This is a genomic window from Rhodococcus sp. P-2 (genome assembly GCF_016598535.1).
In the GTDB taxonomy this organism is placed as follows: domain Bacteria; phylum Actinomycetota; class Actinomycetes; order Mycobacteriales; family Mycobacteriaceae; genus Rhodococcus_F; species Rhodococcus_F baikonurensis.
Genome location: NZ_CP066779.1, coordinates 4054021 through 4073135, shown reverse-complemented (window position 1 = coordinate 4073135; position 19115 = coordinate 4054021). Strand labels below are relative to the sequence as shown.

At 64.0% G+C, this 19115-nt stretch carries 17 protein-coding genes; 6 read left to right on the top strand and 11 right to left on the bottom strand.

Annotated elements, in window-relative coordinates; genetic code table 11:
* The first annotated feature begins 171 nt into the window (after window positions 1–171).
* A complete protein-coding gene (rpsT, locus tag I7X09_RS19245) occupies window positions 172–432 on the top strand; it encodes a 30S ribosomal protein S20 (protein ID WP_003944567.1) in 261 nt (86 codons plus the stop codon).
* Between the two features lie 140 nt (window positions 433–572).
* Here the strand turns inward: rpsT and holA are convergent, their stop codons facing one another.
* From holA to I7X09_RS19190, 11 genes are all read right to left on the bottom strand, one after another.
* Window positions 573–1550, bottom strand: coding sequence for a DNA polymerase III subunit delta (gene holA, locus I7X09_RS19240; protein WP_095969746.1), 978 nt, complete (start codon window positions 1548–1550; stop codon window positions 573–575).
* Complete coding sequence (locus I7X09_RS19235) at window positions 1547–3907, bottom strand: ComEC/Rec2 family competence protein (RefSeq protein WP_200313304.1); 2361 nt, start codon at window positions 3905–3907, stop codon at window positions 1547–1549. Before I7X09_RS19235 ends, holA begins: the two co-directional genes overlap by 4 nt.
* Window positions 3904–4803, bottom strand: a complete 900-nt coding sequence (locus I7X09_RS19230; RefSeq protein WP_200313303.1) for a ComEA family DNA-binding protein — start codon at window positions 4801–4803, stop codon at window positions 3904–3906. The genes I7X09_RS19235 and I7X09_RS19230 overlap by 4 nt, the downstream gene beginning before the upstream one ends.
* Before the next feature lie 81 nt (window positions 4804–4884).
* Window positions 4885–5727, bottom strand: coding sequence for a DegV family protein (locus I7X09_RS19225; RefSeq protein WP_124569245.1), 843 nt, complete (start codon window positions 5725–5727; stop codon window positions 4885–4887).
* A gap of 4 nt (window positions 5728–5731) precedes the next feature.
* Window positions 5732–6514, bottom strand: coding sequence for a diglucosylglycerate octanoyltransferase (octT, locus tag I7X09_RS19220; RefSeq protein WP_064689237.1), 783 nt, complete (start codon window positions 6512–6514; stop codon window positions 5732–5734).
* Window positions 6501–7175, bottom strand: a complete 675-nt coding sequence (locus tag I7X09_RS19215; protein WP_095969743.1) for a histidine phosphatase family protein — start codon at window positions 7173–7175, stop codon at window positions 6501–6503. The genes octT and I7X09_RS19215 overlap by 14 nt, the downstream gene beginning before the upstream one ends.
* The gene (rsfS, locus tag I7X09_RS19210) at window positions 7172–7618 is read right to left on the bottom strand and encodes a ribosome silencing factor (protein WP_003944502.1); all 447 of its coding nucleotides are present in this window, start codon (window positions 7616–7618) and stop codon (window positions 7172–7174) included. The genes I7X09_RS19215 and rsfS overlap by 4 nt, the downstream gene beginning before the upstream one ends.
* A 46-nt stretch (window positions 7619–7664) precedes the next feature.
* On the bottom strand, window positions 7665–8339 hold the full coding sequence (nadD, locus tag I7X09_RS19205) for a nicotinate-nucleotide adenylyltransferase (protein WP_234036962.1): 675 nt from the start codon (window positions 8337–8339) through the stop codon (window positions 7665–7667).
* A 63-nt stretch (window positions 8340–8402) separates the two neighbouring features.
* A complete protein-coding gene (locus tag I7X09_RS19200; protein ID WP_200313301.1) occupies window positions 8403–9872 on the bottom strand; it encodes a vWA domain-containing protein in 1470 nt (489 codons plus the stop codon).
* An 8-nt stretch (window positions 9873–9880) separates the two neighbouring features.
* Window positions 9881–10762 (bottom strand): AAA family ATPase, encoded by an 882-nt coding sequence (locus I7X09_RS19195; protein ID WP_200313300.1) that lies wholly within the window; start codon window positions 10760–10762, stop codon window positions 9881–9883.
* 41 nt (window positions 10763–10803) lie between these two features.
* Window positions 10804–12090, bottom strand: a complete 1287-nt coding sequence (locus I7X09_RS19190; protein ID WP_200313299.1) for a glutamate-5-semialdehyde dehydrogenase — start codon at window positions 12088–12090, stop codon at window positions 10804–10806.
* Between the two features lie 241 nt (window positions 12091–12331).
* Here I7X09_RS19190 and I7X09_RS19185 point away from each other — a divergent pair, with 241 nt between their 5' ends.
* The 5 genes from I7X09_RS19185 to I7X09_RS19165 all read left to right on the top strand — a co-directional run bounded on the left by I7X09_RS19185 (window position 12332) and on the right by I7X09_RS19165 (window position 19038).
* A complete protein-coding gene (locus I7X09_RS19185; RefSeq protein ID WP_200313298.1) occupies window positions 12332–13435 on the top strand; it encodes an NADH:flavin oxidoreductase/NADH oxidase in 1104 nt (367 codons plus the stop codon).
* A gap of 243 nt (window positions 13436–13678) precedes the next feature.
* On the top strand, window positions 13679–15121 hold the full coding sequence (locus I7X09_RS19180) for an MFS transporter (protein ID WP_095969738.1): 1443 nt from the start codon (window positions 13679–13681) through the stop codon (window positions 15119–15121).
* Window positions 15118–16008: a ribokinase gene (locus tag I7X09_RS19175; RefSeq protein WP_200313297.1), complete on the top strand. Its 891-nt coding sequence runs from the start codon at window positions 15118–15120 to the stop codon at window positions 16006–16008. Before I7X09_RS19180 ends, I7X09_RS19175 begins: the two co-directional genes overlap by 4 nt.
* A gap of 69 nt (window positions 16009–16077) precedes the next feature.
* Window positions 16078–16899 (top strand): MerR family transcriptional regulator, encoded by an 822-nt coding sequence (locus I7X09_RS19170; RefSeq protein WP_200313296.1) that lies wholly within the window; start codon window positions 16078–16080, stop codon window positions 16897–16899.
* 39 nt (window positions 16900–16938) lie between these two features.
* The gene (locus tag I7X09_RS19165; RefSeq protein WP_200313295.1) at window positions 16939–19038 is read left to right on the top strand and encodes a RecQ family ATP-dependent DNA helicase; all 2100 of its coding nucleotides are present in this window, start codon (window positions 16939–16941) and stop codon (window positions 19036–19038) included.
* The last annotated feature ends 77 nt before the right edge of the window (window positions 19039–19115 follow it).

Sequence of the window (19115 nt, the reverse complement as noted above, 5' to 3'; positions counted from 1 at the left end):
CTATTCGGCAGCGCGGCGAGAAATCGGGCGCTCGGTGTACTCTTCTCGACAGACGCAACGTGCGACGGTTTGGGTTCTTGGGCCCTCGGCTGGTAATCTTGCCAGTCGGTGCATCAGTGCGCCCACAGCTTTCTCGACCGTAACCAGCTAAAGACGACAAGGATTTTACGCGTGGCCAACATCAAGTCCCAGGTGAAGCGAATCCGTACCAACGAGGCGGCCCGACTCCGTAACCAGTCGGTGAAGTCCTCGCTGCGTACCGCGATCCGTTCATTCCGCGAGGCTGCGGCAGCCGGTGACAAGGACAAGGCCAACGAGCTCCTCGTCTCCACCAGCCGCAAGCTCGACAAGGCAGCCAGCAAGGGCGTCATTCACGCCAACCAGGCCGCCAACAAGAAGTCTGCACTCTCGCAGGCTGCCAACAAGCTCTGACGTTTCCACTGTGACGGTTCACCGTCATATTGGTTCGTCTCGATAGCCGCCAGGTCGAAAGACCAGGCGGCTATTTTGCGTGTCCGATCGGACCGACGCCGAACTAGTGCCGGCCGCCGGCACACCGGGACATCGAGCCCTCAGTTCTTCCGCAGTGCACACACTTTGCGCACTGCCATCTCCAGCGCGAAGGACGAGTCGACTGCGGCGCCCTTCACGTCGGCATTGAGAGCGGCGACGATCTGCATCGCAGCGCCGATCGACGTGGGATCCCAACCGCCGACTTCCTTGATAGCCTTCTTGACCTTCCACGGCGGCATACCGAGATCCGACGCCAACCGGAACGGGTCACCGCCCCGTGCAAACGGGCCAACCTTCGCGATGGTATGAACTGCATCAGCGAGGGCATCCGCGAGGAGAACGTGCGCCGTTCCGATCTGATCAGCCCACCGCAGGGCCTCGAGCGCACCCCGGGTATCGCCGACGATGACCTTGTCGGCCACATCGAATCCGGAAACCTCGGCCTTGCCCGAGTAGTACTTGTGGACCGCATCGACGTCGATCTTGCCGCCGGTATCTGCCGCCAATTGTGAGCAGGCCGACGCAAGTTCGCGGAGGTTGGAGCCGACGCTTTCGATCATCGCGGCGATCGCATCGGGCGCAACCCTGACGTCTGCGGTCCGAAACTCACCGCGGACGAAGTCGACAAGCTGACTCTTGTTCAGTTTTCCGCAGGCATGAACCGTCGCGCCGAGCTTCTCCAGCGCCGGCGCCAACGCCTTCGCACGGCCACCACCCGAGTGCACGACGATCAGAACGACGCCTTCCGCAGGCTCGCGTGCCGCTTCGAGGACAAGAGCTACGGCATCTTTGCCTGCCTCCGCCGCCGATTCCAGGACGATCACACGGTCTTCGGCAAAAAGAGAAGGGCTGAGCAGCTCCGCCAACTCCGGCGCATTGGTGTCTCCGGCACGCATCTTGGTGACCGGGAGATCGGAAATACCCTGGCCGCGGTCACCGCGGACAGCTCTGATGAGCTGCGATACCGTGCGGTCGATCAGGAACTCGTCGTCCCCGAGAACAAGATGCAGCGGATCGACTCCAGACGGATTACTCACCCGAAGATGGTCCCACGAGGAACCGACACGATCGACACAGACCCGCCGCCCCCGCCGTACACGGCGACGGTGCCGTCGACGTCGGTCCGAACCACCGCCCCGCCCAACGAATCCAGTTCGTCGAGAACCTCGGCGTTCGGGTGCCCGAAACCGTTGCCGGCGCCGACGCTGATCATCGTCAACCTCGGACGCACCGCTTCCAGAAATGCCGACGACGTGGTCCGGGAACCGTGATGGGGCAGCTTCAACACATCGGCCTTCACGTCCGTTCCCGATCGGAGAATGGCCTCCTCCCCCGCAACTTCGGCGTCTCCCGTCAACAGAATTCGACCCGCGTCCGTGTGTGCCATCACCACCAGCGACTGATCGTTGGCGGCGCCCGCGCCGTCCCTCGCATCGCGGGGAGCCGGAACCAACGGACCGAGAACCTCCACTTTCACCGATCCCAACGTCAACTCGGTACCTGCACGCAACGAGACAACCGGAACGGCCTGCGATTCGGCGGCATCCTTCACCGCCCGAAAACCTGACTCCGGCAACAACATCGACCCGACTCCGACCGCAGCGACCGAACGCCCAGCCAGGACCGCTTCCAATCCTCCGATGTGATCGGCATGAAAATGACTGATCATCAGCAAAGCGATGTCGTTGACGTCCAACATGTTCAGGCAACGATCCATCGACGTGGGATCAGGACCGACATCGATCACGATCACCCTGCCGTCTCCGGTCGAGAGCACAAGACCGTCCCCTTGGCCTACGTCGCACATCACCAGTACCCACCCCGGCGCAATGCGGCTTCCGCCGAACACGTGCTGAAAGATCAGGGCTAGAACGACTCCCAACACGAGGACGCCGACCACCCACCTCGAAATCCGATTCCACAGCGTCATGGCCGCGGCCAGTAAGACGCCCACGACGACCAGAGCGCCGATGAGCCCCGACGGCACCACCACCGACGCTCCGGGAAGAGCCGCCGCCCGCTCGGACACGTACAACAGCCACCCCATCGGCGGCCGGACCAGTGGCGCGACGAACACCGCGATCGGTGGACAGATCAGCGCGCACAGGGCAATCATCGCACCGAATACCGTGATAAGTCCGATCACGGGCGCCACCGCCATGTTCGCTGCAATCGTGACCACGCTGAAGGTTCCCGCCATGGCGCCCACCAGTGGAGCAGTCACGACAAACGCAGCACTCGAGACAGCTGTCATCTCCGAAAACCAACGGGGCCAACCCCGTCGGCGAAGCACGTCCACCCACACCGGAGCGATGATCACCAGCGCGCCCGTGGCAGTAGTCGACAACGCAAACCCCCAGTCGACGGCAAGCTCGGGCATCACGACAACCAGAACGATGACGGCTGCGGCAAGAGCAGGCAGCGCCTGTTTACGTCGACCGGTGACCAGACTGAGCAGGCCGATCAGGCCCATCACCGAGGCACGCAGCACACTCGGCGACGGCCTCGCGACGACAACAAACGCAACGAGGGCCACCAGCGCCAAAGCGGCGCCGACCCGCGGGCTCAGTGCCGCCGCTCTGACCACCAGCAGAACGGCCCCCAGCAGAATGCTGATGTTGGCGCCGGAGACCGCAGTGAGGTGGGAAAGCCCGGCAACGGTGAAGTTGTCCTTCACCACCGGCGACAGCGACGACGTGTCTCCGACGACCAGGCCAGGCAGCAGACCTGCCTGATCCGGCGGGAGCGCAGCCGAGCACGCAGCGGCGAAACGAATGCGCACCACACTCGCCCATCGCTGATACCAGGGCACTTCTCCCACCGCGACGGGAGGCCCTTCGGACGTGATCACGGCGAGCGTGGAATCGCTACGCCATGGCTGACTCGCCCGGCCGCGAACCGTGAGGCTCTGCCCTGGAACAACTTCGAGCCACGACGAACTGGGCGCCCGGATCGTGACCAATCCACCTCCGGAGTACCTGTGATTCCGGGCAGTCGCCGAATTGACGGTTGCCCTGAAGAAGACCTGACCTTGCCCCACTGCGCCGGAGACCACGTGCGGATCCTCAGTTGGTTCCACGTCGACACTCACCCAGGCTCCTTCGAGGGCAGCCCGGGTCAGTGGGTGCCCCTCGACCTCGGTCGCCCGCCATCCGCTGACGGCACTACACCCGGCACCGAACAGCAATGCAACCAACATGATTCGTGCCCACACCGCAGATGTCCGGCGTACAACCACGACAACCAGGATTGCCGCTGGAATAGCGCACGCCACCGCCAGTACCCACGCGGCGACCGCGCCGAACAGGATCCCCACCGCGCTACTTCCCCACGCGGCGACGGCCGACAGAAGCAGTCGAGCGTCGAGAACGGGCCGGACCTCCGATTCGTTCACACCGACACCAGCACTCGCAGCTTCGCCAACCTTGCCGGGCCGATACCGTCGACTTCCCCCAATTGTTCTACGTCCGTGAATTTCCCGTTGGACGTACGCCAGGAAATGATCGACGCCGCTGTTACCGGCCCTACCCCGGGAAGCCCGTCCAGTTCGGCTTCGGTGGCGGTGTTGAGGTTCACCAGCCCAGCCCCGCCGGATTCCCCCGCAGCGGCGGGGCTGGTCCCTCCCGCAGTGGTACTCGAACTCGCTGAAACACCACCGGACTGATCGGCCGCACCCACCACGATCTGATCACCATCGGCAAGCTTCTGAGCCAGGTTCAGGCCTACCGTCTCCGCTCCGTCGAGCACTCCACCTGCCGCAGCGAGCGCGTCCGCGATGCGCGAGCCCAAATGCAGGTTGACAAGCCCAGGCGTGCGCACGAGTCCGACGACACTGACCACCAGAGCCTCGGGCGCCTGCTCCGCTACGACGGCGGTCGGTACGGGACCCGCTGATTCACCATCGCCGGCAGTGACACTCTGCTCCGTGACATTCTGGGCCGTCACATTCTGGGGCAAGGGCAACGGTGGGACCGCCTGCAAACTCGGAGAGTCCCACCACACGGTGAACAAGCCGATAGCCGTGGCCAGTGCTGCGACGATCGCCAACACCCAAGTCGCCGATCGGCTCGGGCGCCAACGCGTTCCGCGCCAGCGCTCGGGCAGGCGATCGAACCTGGACGAGTCAGGCGGAACTTCGTATTCGTCCTCGTCGAAGTCCTGGAGCCACTCGGGGGACCTCCCGAAAGACACTGAATCCTCGAAGTCGTCGACGGCTTGTCGCTGCCTGTAGTTTTCGTCCATCGCCGCGAGGCGATCACGCGCCCGCTCGCGCTCCTCGCTGATCCTCATGACTGCACGCTAACGAGGGACCATGCCACCGAAGACGATGAATTTCGACCTGTGGAGAACTCGGGGATTGTGGAGAACCGATCAGGTGTTCGCGTCGATCTCCGGCAACGGGCACACCACAACACCGATCGCGCCGACACCGACGTGCGCTCCGATAACCGCGCTGAAGTCGGTAACCACGGATTCCGCTACATCGGGAATGCGCTCGGCCAACTGTTCCGCTATCCCGTCGGCACGCTCTCGCGCTCGCATGTGATGCACGGCTATCGCCACGCGGCCGAGACCGGCGCGTTCGACTGCCGAATCCACCAAGCGTGCAAGAGCTTTGGTGGTGGTACGTGTTTTCTCGCCGAGCACCAGTTTGCCGTCCACCAGATGCAGGATCGGCTTCATCGCCAATGCAGTACCCAGCAACGCAGCGGCGGTTCCGATTCGTCCGCCCCTACGCAATTGATCAAGTTTGTCGACGACGATGTAGCAGCGCCCACGGCTCGCTACGTCGACCGCCCGGCCGTATGCCTCTTCGAGTGACGCGCCCTTCTCGGCGAGGCGTGCAGCTTCGAGAGCGGGATAGCCCAAACCCATTCCGGCGGACTGTGAATCGACGATGCGGACGGCGCCACCGAATTCCTGGGCTGCGACTCGTCCGGCTTCCCACGTTCCCGAGAGTTGTCGTGAAATGTGAACGGCGAGGACGCCGTCGCCGTCGCTCAGTTTCAGGGCGCGTGCATATGCCTCGGACAACTCGGCGGGTGACGCTCCGGCCGTTGTCACTCCCGACAGGTCGTTCGGCATTGCGTCGACGCCCTCTCGCAAGTCGCAGCCGTCACGGAGTACATGGAGCGGAACCACCTGAATGCCACATGCGTCGGCCGACTCCTGCGGGATGCAGGCGGAGGAATCCGTGACGACGACGACCGGCATTCTGCTACCCGACTTCGCTCGGCGGTGATACCAGTTCCGGCGAAACCGTTTTCTGCGACTCGACCCCGCGAATCGCAGCGATCATCGCGCGGGCTACACCGACGTGACCGTCCCAACCCCAGTGAATTCCGTCGGGATTACCGTTCTCGGAAAAGACGTTGTCACGCACTGCATCCGCGAGATCGACTACGGGAACGTCTTTCTCCGTAGCCCACTCGGTGATCGCGGACACCGCGGCCGGCCGTCCGGCATGCACGCTGGCGTAGGCATCACTGCGGTGCACCGACGGCAGGGTCGCGATCATCGGCAGTTCGGGCCGCATGTACTCCAACGCATTTCGCGAGCTTTCCAGATACTCGACGCTCAGCTTGGGCGGAAGCGCGACCGGGCGGCCCAGTGGTGCAAGCCGTGGCTGCAGCCACTGATAACCCTCGCGCACCACGCGTCGAAGCGCGGGTGGCCGAACGTAGCGAATGGTCTCGCGGAGCGCGGTAGGCAGCGGAGACGGTAGCGAGTCCATACCGCCGACCGCGAACACGACGGCGCCGGCCCGCGGCACCGCCGCCCACACACGAGGATCCTGAGTCAGTGCCCACCACGCGTCGCGGCACGTCCAGCCGATACGGGCGACCAGCTCGACGTCCCAGCCGAGTTCGTCGGCCACGATGTTGGGCCAGATCCGTGGGTGGTCTGCCGCGAGGCCGCCTTTGGGGCCGAAATACGACAGCGAATCCGCGAGTACGAGGAGGACGGGGCGCTGCCCGTCGGCACTTTCAGAGGACGTCATTTGCGACACTCGCAGAAGCATTCCATACGTCGAGTCGCCACTCGATCGACTTGACGTCACCATGTCCGCTGAGTTGCACCCAACTGGTGTTTCCCAATCCGCCGAGGACGGCCCAGCGATCTATGGGCAGGTCGAGCAATGCCGCCGTCAGAGCCGCGATCAAGCCTCCGTGCGCCACCAGAACCACGGGCCGCTCTGCCCAGTCCGGGTGCGTCTCGAGCAATTCGTGAACGACAGGAAGACTGCGATGTGCAACGTCGATTCGGCTTTCGCCACCGGGCGGCGCCAACGTGGCATCCGCCCGCCAGGCAGATCGCACACCGGGAGTGCGCTCGTCGACGTCGTGATGAGTCAGGCCTTGCCATTCGCCCAGGTGTGTCTCACGCAGACGCGTGTCGGTGAGGACCGGAAGTCCGGCGGCGTCACCGACAGCGACGGCTGTGAAATATGCGCGACGCAGATCCGAGGACACGATCGTCAACGGTCTGCGATCGGCGATCACCGGACCTGCACTCTTGGCCTGCGTGCGTCCCAACTCCGACAGATCGGTGTCGAGTTGCCCCTGCATCCGAGAGTCGGCGTTGTATTCGGTCTGTCCGTGACGCAGCAGGATGAGCCGGCGGACAGGGTTCGACGCCGCACTGGGCGCCGACGAAGTCACAGCGAGGGATCCTGCGCGTCCGGCTCGGAAACCGTGTCGGTCTCGAACACCGTGTTGGCATCGGCGGGGCCGGGACGGTTCTGTCCGAGGCCTTCGACCTCGACCGTCGGGCAGTCCTTCCACAGTCGATCGAGAGCGTAGAAGTTGCGCTCCTCGTCGTGCTGGACGTGGACGACGATGTCGGCGTAGTCGAGCAGTGCCCAGCGTCCCTCGCGGGTGCCTTCGCGGCGGACAGGCTTGTGTCCCGCTTCGCGGAGTCGGTCTTCGATGTTCTCGACAATCGAGTTGACCTGACGCTCGTTGGTCGCAGATGCGATCACGAAGCAGTCCGTGATGACCAACTGTTCGGACACATCGAGCACCACCACTTCGGTGGCCAGCTTCTCGTCGGCTGCCAAGGCCGCGATGCGTGCCATGTCGATGGCTTCGGTGTTTGCGCTCACTCGATGTTCTCCAGTTTCGTCTTCAGAAAGTACTTGTTGTTCTCGGCTAGCTCGAGTCGGTTGCGCCCGGGACGGCTTCCGACTTCCCCGGTGCAGGCTCCGACATCGTTGTAGCTCCGTCGCGGCGCTCCGCGTCGACAGGTCGATACAGGTTCCGCTTCGAGATGTACTGCACCACTCCGTCCGGCACCAGGTACCAGACGGGGCGGTCTTCACTTGCCCGACGACGACATTCGGTCGACGAAATGGCAAGTGCCGGAATCTCTATCAACGTGACCGCGTCGGCGGGCATGGTGTCGAGGTGACCGGCCAGGTGTTCTGCATTGAGATCGAAACCCGGTCGCGATACCCCGACGAACTTCGCCAATGCGAACAACTCTTCCCAATCTTGCCAGGAAAGGATGCTGGCCAGCGCATCGGCACCGGTGATGAAGAAGAGTTCGGCGTCAGGATGGTAGGCCCGGAGGTCTCGCAGGGTGTCCACGGTGTACGTGACTTTTTCACGGTCGACGTCGACCCGAGAGACGGAAAACCGCGGGTTGGAGGCGGTGGCGATGACCGTCATGAGGTATCGGTCCTCGGCGGGACTGACGCCTCTCCCCTCCTTCTGCCAGGGCCGTCCGGTGGGGACGAAGATCACTTCGTCGAGTCCGAACCGGTCGGCGACCTCACTGGCCGCAACGAGGTGGCCATGGTGAATGGGGTCGAAGGTGCCACCCATCACTCCGAGGCGTCGAGCACGTTCCACCGATAGTCCCTTCTGCACGAGTGTCGAGCTTACGGGTCAGACCGGCAGCAGTCTGGACACGACGTCGGCGAGCTGCTGGGCCGAGCGGCACTCGTGCATGCTGATGACCTCGTTGTAGACCTTCGCCGCGGAGTCACCCGTTCCCCATTGCCCCTTCGGCTCGGGGTTGAGCCAGTGCGCGTGCTTGGCTACCGCAACCATCTGCGACAGCGACTGAAGGTTGGGATCGCGGTAGTTGTTGCGACCGTCGCCGAGTACCAGCAGCGACGTACGGCTGGTGATGGACTGCGCGAACTTCTCCTGGAACACCCCGAATGCGTGTCCGTAGTCGGAGTGGCCGTCGTAGGTGATCAGTTCGGCCTCACGCACCATGCGTGACATCGCGGATCCGAGGTCGGCGTTCGAGTCGAAGAACCGCGTGACCTCGTCGGTCGTGTCGATGAACGCGAATACCCGCACTCGCGAGAACTGCTCACGCAACGCATTGACGAGCAGCAGGGTGAAGTGGCTGAACCCCGCTACCGAACCCGACACGTCACACATCACCACAAGTTCCGGCCGCGCTCGCTTCGGCTTGCGCTGCACCAGATCGATCGGCACTCCGCCCGTCGACATGGACTTGCGCAGCGTGCGACGCAGGTCGATCGAACCCGCGCGGGAGCGCCTACGACGCACGGCGAGTCGACTGGCCAGCAGACGAGCCAGGGGTGCGACGTTCTTCTTCAGCGTGGTGAGTTCTGCGTCGGAGGCCCGCAGGAAGTCGACTTCCTCGGCGAGTTTCGGAACGCCGTACGTGGCGACGCGTTCCTTACCCAGATTCTCGGCTGTGCGTCGACGCGTTTCCTTCTCGACCATCTTGCGGAAGTCCGCGATGCGCTGCGCTGCCGTGCGCTTGGCGACCTCGGACTGATAGTCGGGGTTGTCCTTGCCCTCGGACCCGGAGCCCTCCTGGTTGCCGAGCAGGCCCTGCAGAATCTTGTTGAGCAACGTCTCCGGGGCGACGTCGCGAAGTGCCTGGTAGGCGGAGAACGACGGGCCGTTGCTCGACTGGTACTGCCCGAGTTCCTCGACCATCGCGGCGGTCAGGAGTTCGGTCATCTCCATCGCCTCGTCGCTGCCGTCTGTCAGCAGTTCGGCGATCAGCTCACGCAATGCCTGTAGGTCGATCGAGCCGTCTGGCTTGCGCGGCAGCGTGACGTCGACGTCGACGTCGCCGACCGCACGGTCACCGATCGCCTTGGGGAACCACAGGTCGAAGACGGCGTCGAACGTCGCCCGGTGGGTAGGTCGACGCAGGAGCGAGCATGCCAGCCCTTCACGAAGAGCCTCACGATCGAGCAGGTCGAGAACGGACATGACCTGACCGGCGTCGACGGTCTCGGACGGGCCGACCATGATTCCGCGGCGTCGCAGAGCCTCGACAAAATCGACGAGGTGACCGGGAATCCCGTGCGGCGCTGCCAGGCCGCCAGGCGAGAGCGGCGACGTCGATCCTGCGGGAGCCATGTCAGACCTCAGTTCAGCCGAAGTTCAGCGGCGGCACGCACCTGGTCCGACTGGTGCTTGAGGATCACGCCGAGCGTGGCGCGAACGGCATCGTCGTCGAGAGTGTCCATGCCCAGAGCAAGAAGGGTGCGTCCCCAGTCGATGGTCTCGGACACCGAAGGGACCTTCTTGAGCTGCATTCCGCGAAGAACACGAATGGTGTTCACCAGCTGCTCGGCAATCGCTTCAGGAAGCTCCGGCACCCGGCTTGCGAGAATGCGACGCTCGAGGTCCGCGTCCGGGAAATCGAGATGCAGGAAGAGGCAACGACGCTTCAGAGCCTCCGAGAGTTCGCGAGTGGCATTCGACGTCAACACCGTGAACGGCTTGCGGGTGGCGGTGATAGTTCCGAGCTCGGGGATCGTGACCGCGAAGTCGCTGAGCACTTCGAGGAGCAGACCTTCGATCTCGACGTCGGCCTTGTCCGTCTCGTCGATCAACAACACCGTCGGGTCCTCGCGGCGAATGGCCTTGAGCAGTGGACGTGCGAGCAGGAACTCCTCCGAGAAGACATCCGCCTTCGTCGAGTCCCAGCTGTGGTCGGAGCCGGACTGAATCCGAAGAATCTGCTTCGCGTGATTCCACTCGTACAGCGCACGAGCCTCGTCGACGCCCTCGTAGCACTGCAGGCGCACCAACTCGGCGCCTGTCGTCTGGGCTACCGCGCGCGCCAACTCGGTCTTACCGACACCGGCCGGTCCCTCGATGAGCAGGGGCTTGCCCAGTCGGTCGGCAAGGAACACTGCCGTTGCAGTGCCCTTGTCGGACAGGTAACCCGTCTCGGCCAAACGCTCGATCACGTCGTCGACGCTCGAGAAGAACGGTGTTGTATCGGGAAGAGCTCGGTCCACGGTTAACTCCTAAAAAGGGTGGGGCAAGTCTGGTGAACTTTTCAGGCGGGTCGGGTGTGCCCGTCGCCCCAGACGATCCACTTGGTGGACGTCAGTTCCGGCAACCCCATCGGGCCACGCGCATGCAGTTTCTGGGTGGAGATGCCGATCTCGGCGCCGAACCCGAATTGCTCACCGTCGGTGAAGGCAGTCGACGCGTTGACCATGACGGCGGCGGCATCGACGCGAGCGGTGAACTCGCGGGCAGCCGAAAGATCGGACGTCACGATGGCTTCGGTGTGACCGGTTCCGTACTGGTCGATGTGCTCGACGGCAGCGTCCAAGTCCTTGACGACCTTGAGGGCGACGTCGAGTGTGAGGTACTCCTTCAACCAGTCGTCCTCGGTCGCGGGAACCAGTCCCGGCAGATCGCCGTGCACGACGACGTCGTGCATTTGAAGTGCTTGCAGCAACTTCGGCACGGCCGTCTCGGCAATAGCGGCGTCGACCAGCACCGTCTCCGCGGTGTTGCACACGCTGGGCCGACGAGTCTTGGAGTTGAGAAGAATCTTCTCGGCCATGAGCAGATCGGCGGCCGAATGAACATAGACGTGACAGTTACCGACACCGGTCTCGATGGTGGGAACGGTGGCATCGCGAACGACGGCGCTGATCAAGCCGGCGCCACCACGCGGGATGACGACGTCGACGAGGCCACGGGCCTGAATCAAATGAGTGACCGTGGAGCGATCCGCACTTGGCAGAAGTTGAACGGAGTCCTCGGGCAGTCCCTGAGCGACCAGCGACGCACGCAGGGCCGCCACCAATGCTTCGTTGGACTTGACCGCCGAAGACGAACCACGAAGCAGCGCAGCATTTCCCGACTTGAGGGTCAGCCCGAAGGCATCGACGGTCACGTTGGGTCGAGCCTCGTAGACCATTCCGACGACGCCGAGCGGAACACGCTGCTGGCGCAGCTCCAGACCGTTCGGCAGAGTGGAGCCGCGAAGAACTTCGCCGATCGGATCGGGTAGTCCGGCAACCTGGCGCAAACCTGACGCGATGCCCTCGACGCGGTCAGCGGTCAGCCGAAGACGGTCGAGCAGTGATTCCTCGGTACCGCCCGCCTTCGCGGTGTCGATATCGAGAGCATTGGCCGCGAGAATCCGATCACTCGCCGCGAGTACTGCGTCAGCTGCGGCGTGGAGCGCAGCATCCTTCTGCGCCGTGGTCAGCAGAGCCAGGACGCGCGAAGCCTTGCGAGCTCGGCGTGCGGCGTCGTGCACGACGGTCTTGGTGTCGGACGCGTTCGAGTCGACGGTTTCTGCGTCGGAAGTCACAGCGGTCATGAATACACATTAACCACCCACCGTGGCGGCCTGCTCGGCGGAACGAGGCTGTGACCACCCGAGAGCATTGCGGCGGACCGCCGAGGAACATTGCGGCGGACCGCCGAGGAACATTTCGCCGCACCGCCGAGGAACATTTCGCCGCACCGCCGAGGAACATTTCGCCGCACCGCCGGGGAACAATTCCGGCGCGCGACACTGTTGCACCCACCGACCTTCTTCTTCGAGTCAGGAGCCATCCGTGAGTGTGTTGTTCGAGCCTTTGACCCTGCGCGGCGTCACCATCCCGAACCGCGTCTGGATGGCACCGATGTGCCAGTACTCGGCTGACGTCATCGGCGACCAGGTCGGAGTGCCCAACGAATGGCATCGCACGCACCTGGTGAGCCGCGCGATCGGCGGCACCGGCCTGATTCTCACCGAGGCGACCGCCGTCAGCCCCGAAGGCCGAATTTCGGCCGCCGATCTGGGGATCTGGAACGACACGCAGGCACAAGCCTTCGCCGAGATCAACGCGCAACTCGCGTACTTCGGCGCAGTGCCCGGGATTCAGTTGGCTCACGCCGGACGCAAAGCGTCGACGCAGGTTCCGTGGCGCGGCGGCAAGAGCCTGCCCTCCGACGACCGACTCGCCTGGCAGACCGTTGCCCCGAGCGCGGTTCCGTTCGGTCACCTTGCCGATCCGGTCGAGTTGACCACGGAAGGCATCGAGAAGGTCGTCGCGGACTTCGCAGCGGCGGCAACCCGCGCACTGAAGGCCGAATTCAAGGTCGTGGAAATTCACGCGGCCCACGGATACCTGATCCATCAGTTCCTCTCTCCCGAGAGCAACAAGCGGACCGACCGCTACGGCGGCAGCTTCGAGAACCGCATCCGGTTGCTCCTCGAAATCCTGACAGCGGTCCGCGAGGTATGGCCGGCCGAGCTACCGCTCTTCGTCCGGGTCTCGGCGACCGATTGGCTCACGGAAGAACGTGGGCTCGAGGTCGACAGCTGGACCGCGGATCAGACCGTTGCCCTCGCCAACATCCTCTCCGACTACGGCGTCGATCTCGTCGACGTGTCCACCGGCGGTAATTCACCGGCGGCCCAGATTCCGGTGGAGCCGGGATACCAGGTTCCGTTCGCCCGTCGCCTGCAGAACGAAAGCCTGCTGCCGGCCGCCGCCGTCGGCCTCATCACCGAACCCGAACAGGCCGAGAAGATCGTCGAGGACGGCAGCGCCGTGGCGGTGCTCCTCGGCCGCGAACTCTTGCGTGATCCGTACTGGGCGCGCCGGGCGGCCCGGGAACTGAACGCCGAGGTGGGACCACATATCCCGTCGCAGTACGCCCGCGCCTTCTAGCCCGAAAATCGGCTCCCGCGTCCAACTTTGATAGCGTAAGCGTCTTACTTGCCGGTAGTCCGGAGCCCTGTGGGCTCCGGACACTGCCGCGGGCCAGAGCCGTGCGACGGGGGTCGCAACGAGCCACAGGGCACGCGGACGCTCGATTTCCCGACCGGCTCATCGGCGAGTGGGCAACGAAAAGATGCGTGCATCAGGTACGTGCCCCGCTCGGTTCGATGATTGCGCTGGGGAGCGCATGTCATGACTACACCAGAGAACTCGATCAGCGCTCTCGAAGTGGCCGAATCACCCGATGTCTGCGTCACCGACAATGCGTCCGTCAAACGCGCTGTCAAGGCGACGATGCTCGGAAATGCCATGGAGTGGTTCGATTTCGGCGTTTACGCATATCTAGCTACCACTATCGGAAAAGTGTTCTTCCCGGAGGCGAGCGGCAGCGCTCAACTCCTCTCGACCTTTGCAATCTTTGCAGCAGCCTTCATCGTCCGCCCTCTCGGCGGACTGTTCTTCGGCCCACTCGGTGACCGCATCGGGCGCAAGAAAGTCCTGGCCACCACGATCATTCTGATGGCGGGCAGCACCTTCGCCATCGGCCTCATCCCGAGCTACGAGTCCATCGGTATCGCCGCCCCGATCCTGCTGGTACTCCTACGCCTGTTGCAGGGCTTTTCCACAGGCGGCGAATACGGCGGGGCCAGTACGTTCGTCGCCGAATACGCACCGGACAAGCGGCGCGGTTTCTTCGCCAGCTTCCTCGAATTCGGGACTCTGGCAGGATATGTGGCGGCAGCAGGCATCGTGACGATCATCCAGACCGTCGTCAGCGCCGAGGATCTCCTCCAGTGGGGCTGGCGAATCCCCTTCCTCATTGCCGGCCCGCTGGGTCTCATCGGCCTGTACCTTCGTCTGCGCCTGGAAGAAACTCCCGCATTCCAGATGATGGAGCAGGCCGAAGAGCGCTCCCTCGCAGACGAATCCACCGGCAAGAAACTGCGCGAAACTCTCGTCGACAACTGGCGTCCCCTTGTTCTGTGCATCGTCCTGGTGGCCACGTACAACATCGCTCACTACGGCCTGCTCAGCTACATGCCCACGTATCTGACCAACACCTTGGGTTACGACGAGTCCCACGGACTCGTTCTGATGATCATCGTCATGATCGTGATGATGATGGGAATCAGCTACGTCGGAAAGTTCTCGGACCGCGTCGGGCGTAAACCCTTGCTGCTCAGCGGTTTCATCGGATTCTTCGTCCTGTCCCTGCCCGCTTACCTGTTGATCGGCGTCGGCAACTACGTGACGGTCTTCCTGGGACTCGCAATTCTCGGCGGCCTGCTCCTGCTGTTCGTCGGAGTGTTCCCGTCCGTGCTTCCCGCACTCTTTCCGACCGGAATCAGGTACGGCGGCTTGGCAATCGGATACAACCTCGCGGTCTCCATCTTCGGCGGGACCACTCCCCTGGTGCTGACAGCTCTCGAAAGTGCAACGGGCAGCAACTTGGTCGCGCCGATGTACATGATGATCGCCGCAGTGATCGGCGGTATCGCGGTACTGCTCATCCCCGAGACGGCACGCAAGCCACTCGACGGTTCGCCACCCGCCGTCGCCACCGACGAGGAAGCACGCCGGATCATCCGGAAGGTTCGCCGAAAGAGAATGAAGGCCGATAACCTCGAGGTATGAGCACGCCTCGAATCGTCGTCGTCGGCAGTATCAACATGGACCTGACCACGTCAGTGGCCAGATTTCCCGCTCCGGGAGAAACACTGCTCGGCACTGCCTTTGCCACCACGGCGGGAGGCAAAGGCAGTAACCAGGCCATCGCCGCCGCGAAGGCCGGTGGGGACGTGTCCTTCATCGGCGCGGTCGGCGACGACGGTTTCGGCACCCAGTTGCGCGAGACCCTGCAAGACGCCAGGGTCGACACCGCACTGCTACGGGACGTCGACGGCCCGAGTGGCGTCGCGGCCATCACCGTGAGCGAAGACGCGGAGAACAACATCATCGTCGTCCCGGGCGCCAATTCCTCGATCACCTCGTTGTCCGAAGCAGACCTCGCCGCGATCGCACACGCCGACGTTCTCCTGTGCCAACTCGAAATACCACTCGACACGGTCACCGCAGCAGCCCAGCACGCGCACGACAACGGAACGACCGTCATCCTGAATCCATCTCCCGTTCAAGAACTTCCGGATCCACTGATCGATGCAGTCGACATCTTGATCGTGAACCAGACCGAGTCGGAGCAGTTGGCCGCGGTCACAGGTCGCGTCGCGCACCTCGTCACGACGCTCGGAGCGGGCGGCGCGGATCTTCGGTCCGGCGATGTGACCGTCCACGCCGACTCCCCTACCGTGACACCCGTCGACACCACCGGCGCAGGCGATGCCTTCACCGGGGCCTTCGCCGTGGAGTGGGTGCAGGACCAGGACCGCGCCCTGCAGTTTGCGGCCACGGCGGGAAGCCTGGCGACGACGGTTCGCGGCGCCTCGGTGTCGTCGCCTACTCGCGCTGCGATCGAAAAAGTCCTGAACCGACAGCTTGACTCTGACACAGCAAACTCGGCTTGACTCTGACACCGTGTGAGGTTCTAAACCTGTAGGTATCGGGTTGGTGAGGGAGAAACGGGGCGAGCAACCATGTTGAGCATCGGAGACTTCGCGAGAGCAGGTCGTGTGTCGGTGCGCATGCTCCGCCACTACGACGCCATCGGCCTGCTCACACCGGCGAGGGTCGACGCCTCCACCGGGTACCGCTCGTACACTGCCGGCCAGTTGGCGTCGCTCAACCGCATCGTCGCGCTCAAGGAGTTGGGCCTGACCCTGGCCCAGGTCCAGCAGGTGGTGGAGTCGGCGGTCACGGTCGACGAGATCCGCGGGATGCTCATGCTTCGCCGAGCAGAACTCGAGACCCGAATCCAGGAAGACACCGCGCGACTGGCGCACGTGCAGGCGCGCCTCCGCATCATCGAAAGTGAGGGACAGATGTCCGCATACGAGGTTGTGATCAAGTCCGTTCCGGCGCTGCGGGTCGCGGAGTTGACCGGTACCGCCAAGACGATGGATCCGTCGTCGATCGGCCCGGTGGTTCGCGGGCTGTACGAGCGGCTGTGTACCGGTTTGGATCGTGCCGGTGTCGTCCCGATCGGACCTGCGCTCGCGTACTACGAGGATGCCGGCGACGACGAGAACGTCGTGGTGCATGCCGCGCTGCCGGTCGACGCGGACCCCGAGGGCGACTACGAGTTCGCGGTCGTCGACCTGCAGGCCCAAGCTCAGGTGGCTTCGCTGCTGCACAAGGGGTCGATGGACAACTGCCTGCCCGCATATCAGGCCTTGGCTCAGTGGATCGACGCAGCGGGATACCGCAATGCCGGCCCCAGCCGTGAGGTGACGCTGGCGTGCCCGGAGGACGTCGACGGCTGGGTCACCGAGCTGCAGGAACCTGTTGCCAAGCCCTGAAGCCCGCACGTGTCGGCAGGGTCGTGCACCATGGGGTCCATGACCACCGCCACTGCCCCAGCCATGCGCGACGAAGCCGAGCGGCTGCTCCGCGAACTCGCGGGGCCGGATGCCCGCCTACGCGAGGACCAGTGGACTGCCATCGAGGCCTTGGTGGTGCAACGCAAACGCGCCCTCGTCGTCCAGCGGACGGGCTGGGGCAAGTCGGCGGTCTACTTCATCTCGGCGAAGCTGCTCCGGGCAACAGGTCACGGCCCGACGGTCATCGTCTCGCCCTTGTTGGCCCTGATGCGAAACCAGGTCAGCTCTGCCGAGCGTGCCGGAGTGCGAGCCGCAACCATCAACTCGGGCAACGTCACCGAATGGGACGACATCCACGCCCGCGTCGCAGCCAATGATCTCGACGTACTTCTGGTCAGCCCAGAGCGCCTGAACAACCCCGACTTCCGCGATCAGGTGCTCCCGGCCCTGGCAGCCGACGCCGGCCTGGTCGTGGTCGACGAGGCTCACTGTGTTTCCGACTGGGGACACGACTTCCGTCCCGACTACCGGCGCATCAGGACGTTGATCGCCGAACTCGGCGAGGGCATTCCCGTCCTCGCGACCACGGCAACGGCCAACAACCGCGTTGTCGAGGACGTGTCCGCCCAGCTGGGCGTCGGCGGCGAGGAAACCCTCGTCCTTCGCGGCGGGCTCGAACGCGAGTCACTTCACCTCTCTGTAGTCCACATTCCGGAGGCGACGGCGCGCGCTGCCTGGCTTGCCGACATGCTCGAGACGCTGCCGGGATCGGGCATCATCTACACGCTGACGGTTTCGGCCGCTCGCGACCTCGCAAGCCTGCTCTCCGAGCGCGGCCATACCGTCGCCGCCTACACGGGCCAGACCGATCCCACTGAACGTGAATCCCTCGAGCAGGACTTGTTGGGCAATCGCGTCAAGGCGCTGGTGGCCACCTCGGCCCTCGGGATGGGCTTCGACAAGCCCGATCTCGGGTTCGTCGTCCACCTGGGCGCACCGTCGTCGCCGATCTCGTACTACCAGCAGGTGGGCCGCGCCGGTCGGTCCACCGACAGAGCAGACGTAATCCTCCTGCCGGGCGCCGAGGACAAGCAGATCTGGAGCTACTTCGCCTCGGTCGCCTTCCCCCGCGAGCACCTGGTCCGCAGCGTCATCGAACACCTCGACACCGAAAAGGCCACGTCGACACCGGCACTCGAACCGCTGGTGGAACTCAATCGCACCCGTCTCGAAATGGTCCTCAAAGTCCTCGACGTCGACGGCGCGGTGAAACGAGTGAAGGGTGGTTGGATCAGCACCGGAGAACCTTGGGTGTACGACGCCGAGCGCTACGGCCGACTCGACGACGCTCGCCAGGCCGAGCAGGCCGCAATGGTGGAGTACCAGAGCATCACGACGTGTCGAATGACCTTCCTGCGTGAACAACTCGACGATCCGGGCCTGACGTCGGAGAACTCACAGTGCGGTCGCTGTGACAACTGCACCGGCAATCGCTACGACACCACTGTCGACACCACCGCCCTCGACGAGACTCGGGCGCGCCTGCAGCGGCCCGGATTCGACCTGGAGCCGCGCAAGATGTGGCCGACCGGCCTGAGCAAGCTGGGTGTCAAGCTGTCCGGGAAGATCACCGAGGGTCCGGAAACCGGGCGCATTCTCGGACGGATGTCGGATCTGGGCTGGGGCCAACGTCTCCGCGCGCTTTTCGACAGCCCCGACGCCGAGGTGCCCGATGCGGTGGTCAGCGCGTGTATCAGTGTTCTGGCGGCCTGGAATTGGGCCGAGCGCCCCACCGGTGTCATGGCCCTCGAATCCACGACGCATCCGTTGCTGGTGTCGAGCCTGGCCGCCAAGTTGGCCGAGGTCGGGCGATTGACCGACCTCGGCACCCTTCGCTTGCGACCCGACCACCCTCCGGTGTCAGCAGCGAACTCCGCCTATCGCGTGTCCGGACTGGTCGATGTTTGGGAAGTCCCGGACATGAGTACTCATCAGGGACCAATACTTCTTGTCGACGCAATCGCCGACACCGGTTGGACTTTCACGATGGCCGCACGCGCACTTCGGCAGGCCGGCGCCCATTCGGTACTTCCATTGGCGCTCGCGAGCCCGAAATAGCGAGTTTTTGCCCGAAATAGTCGCTCGGACAACGGCAAAAGTTACATAATGTGAGCACCATCACATTCATGTCCTCA

Excerpts from the sequence above, each read along its gene's own strand:
- I7X09_RS19200 (WP_200313301.1), bottom strand. The coding sequence starts at position 9,872 with ATGGCTCCCGCAGGATCGACGTCGCCGCTCTCGCCTGGCGGCCTGGCA.
- I7X09_RS19170 (WP_200313296.1), top strand. The coding sequence starts at position 16,078 with ATGTTGAGCATCGGAGACTTCGCGAGAGCAGGTCGTGTGTCGGTGCGC.
- I7X09_RS19165 (WP_200313295.1), top strand. The coding sequence starts at position 16,939 with ATGACCACCGCCACTGCCCCAGCCATGCGCGACGAAGCCGAGCGGCTG.
- octT (WP_064689237.1), bottom strand. The coding sequence starts at position 6,514 with ATGACGTCCTCTGAAAGTGCCGACGGGCAGCGCCCCGTCCTCCTCGTA.
- I7X09_RS19230 (WP_200313303.1), bottom strand. The coding sequence starts at position 4,803 with ATGAGGATCAGCGAGGAGCGCGAGCGGGCGCGTGATCGCCTCGCGGCG.
- I7X09_RS19190 (WP_200313299.1), bottom strand. The coding sequence starts at position 12,090 with ATGACCGCTGTGACTTCCGACGCAGAAACCGTCGACTCGAACGCGTCC.
- I7X09_RS19175 (WP_200313297.1), top strand. The coding sequence starts at position 15,118 with ATGAGCACGCCTCGAATCGTCGTCGTCGGCAGTATCAACATGGACCTG.
- I7X09_RS19225 (WP_124569245.1), bottom strand. The coding sequence starts at position 5,727 with ATGCCGGTCGTCGTCGTCACGGATTCCTCCGCCTGCATCCCGCAGGAG.
- nadD (WP_234036962.1), bottom strand. The coding sequence starts at position 8,339 with ATGGGTGGCACCTTCGACCCCATTCACCATGGCCACCTCGTTGCGGCC.
- I7X09_RS19180 (WP_095969738.1), top strand. The coding sequence starts at position 13,679 with ATGACTACACCAGAGAACTCGATCAGCGCTCTCGAAGTGGCCGAATCA.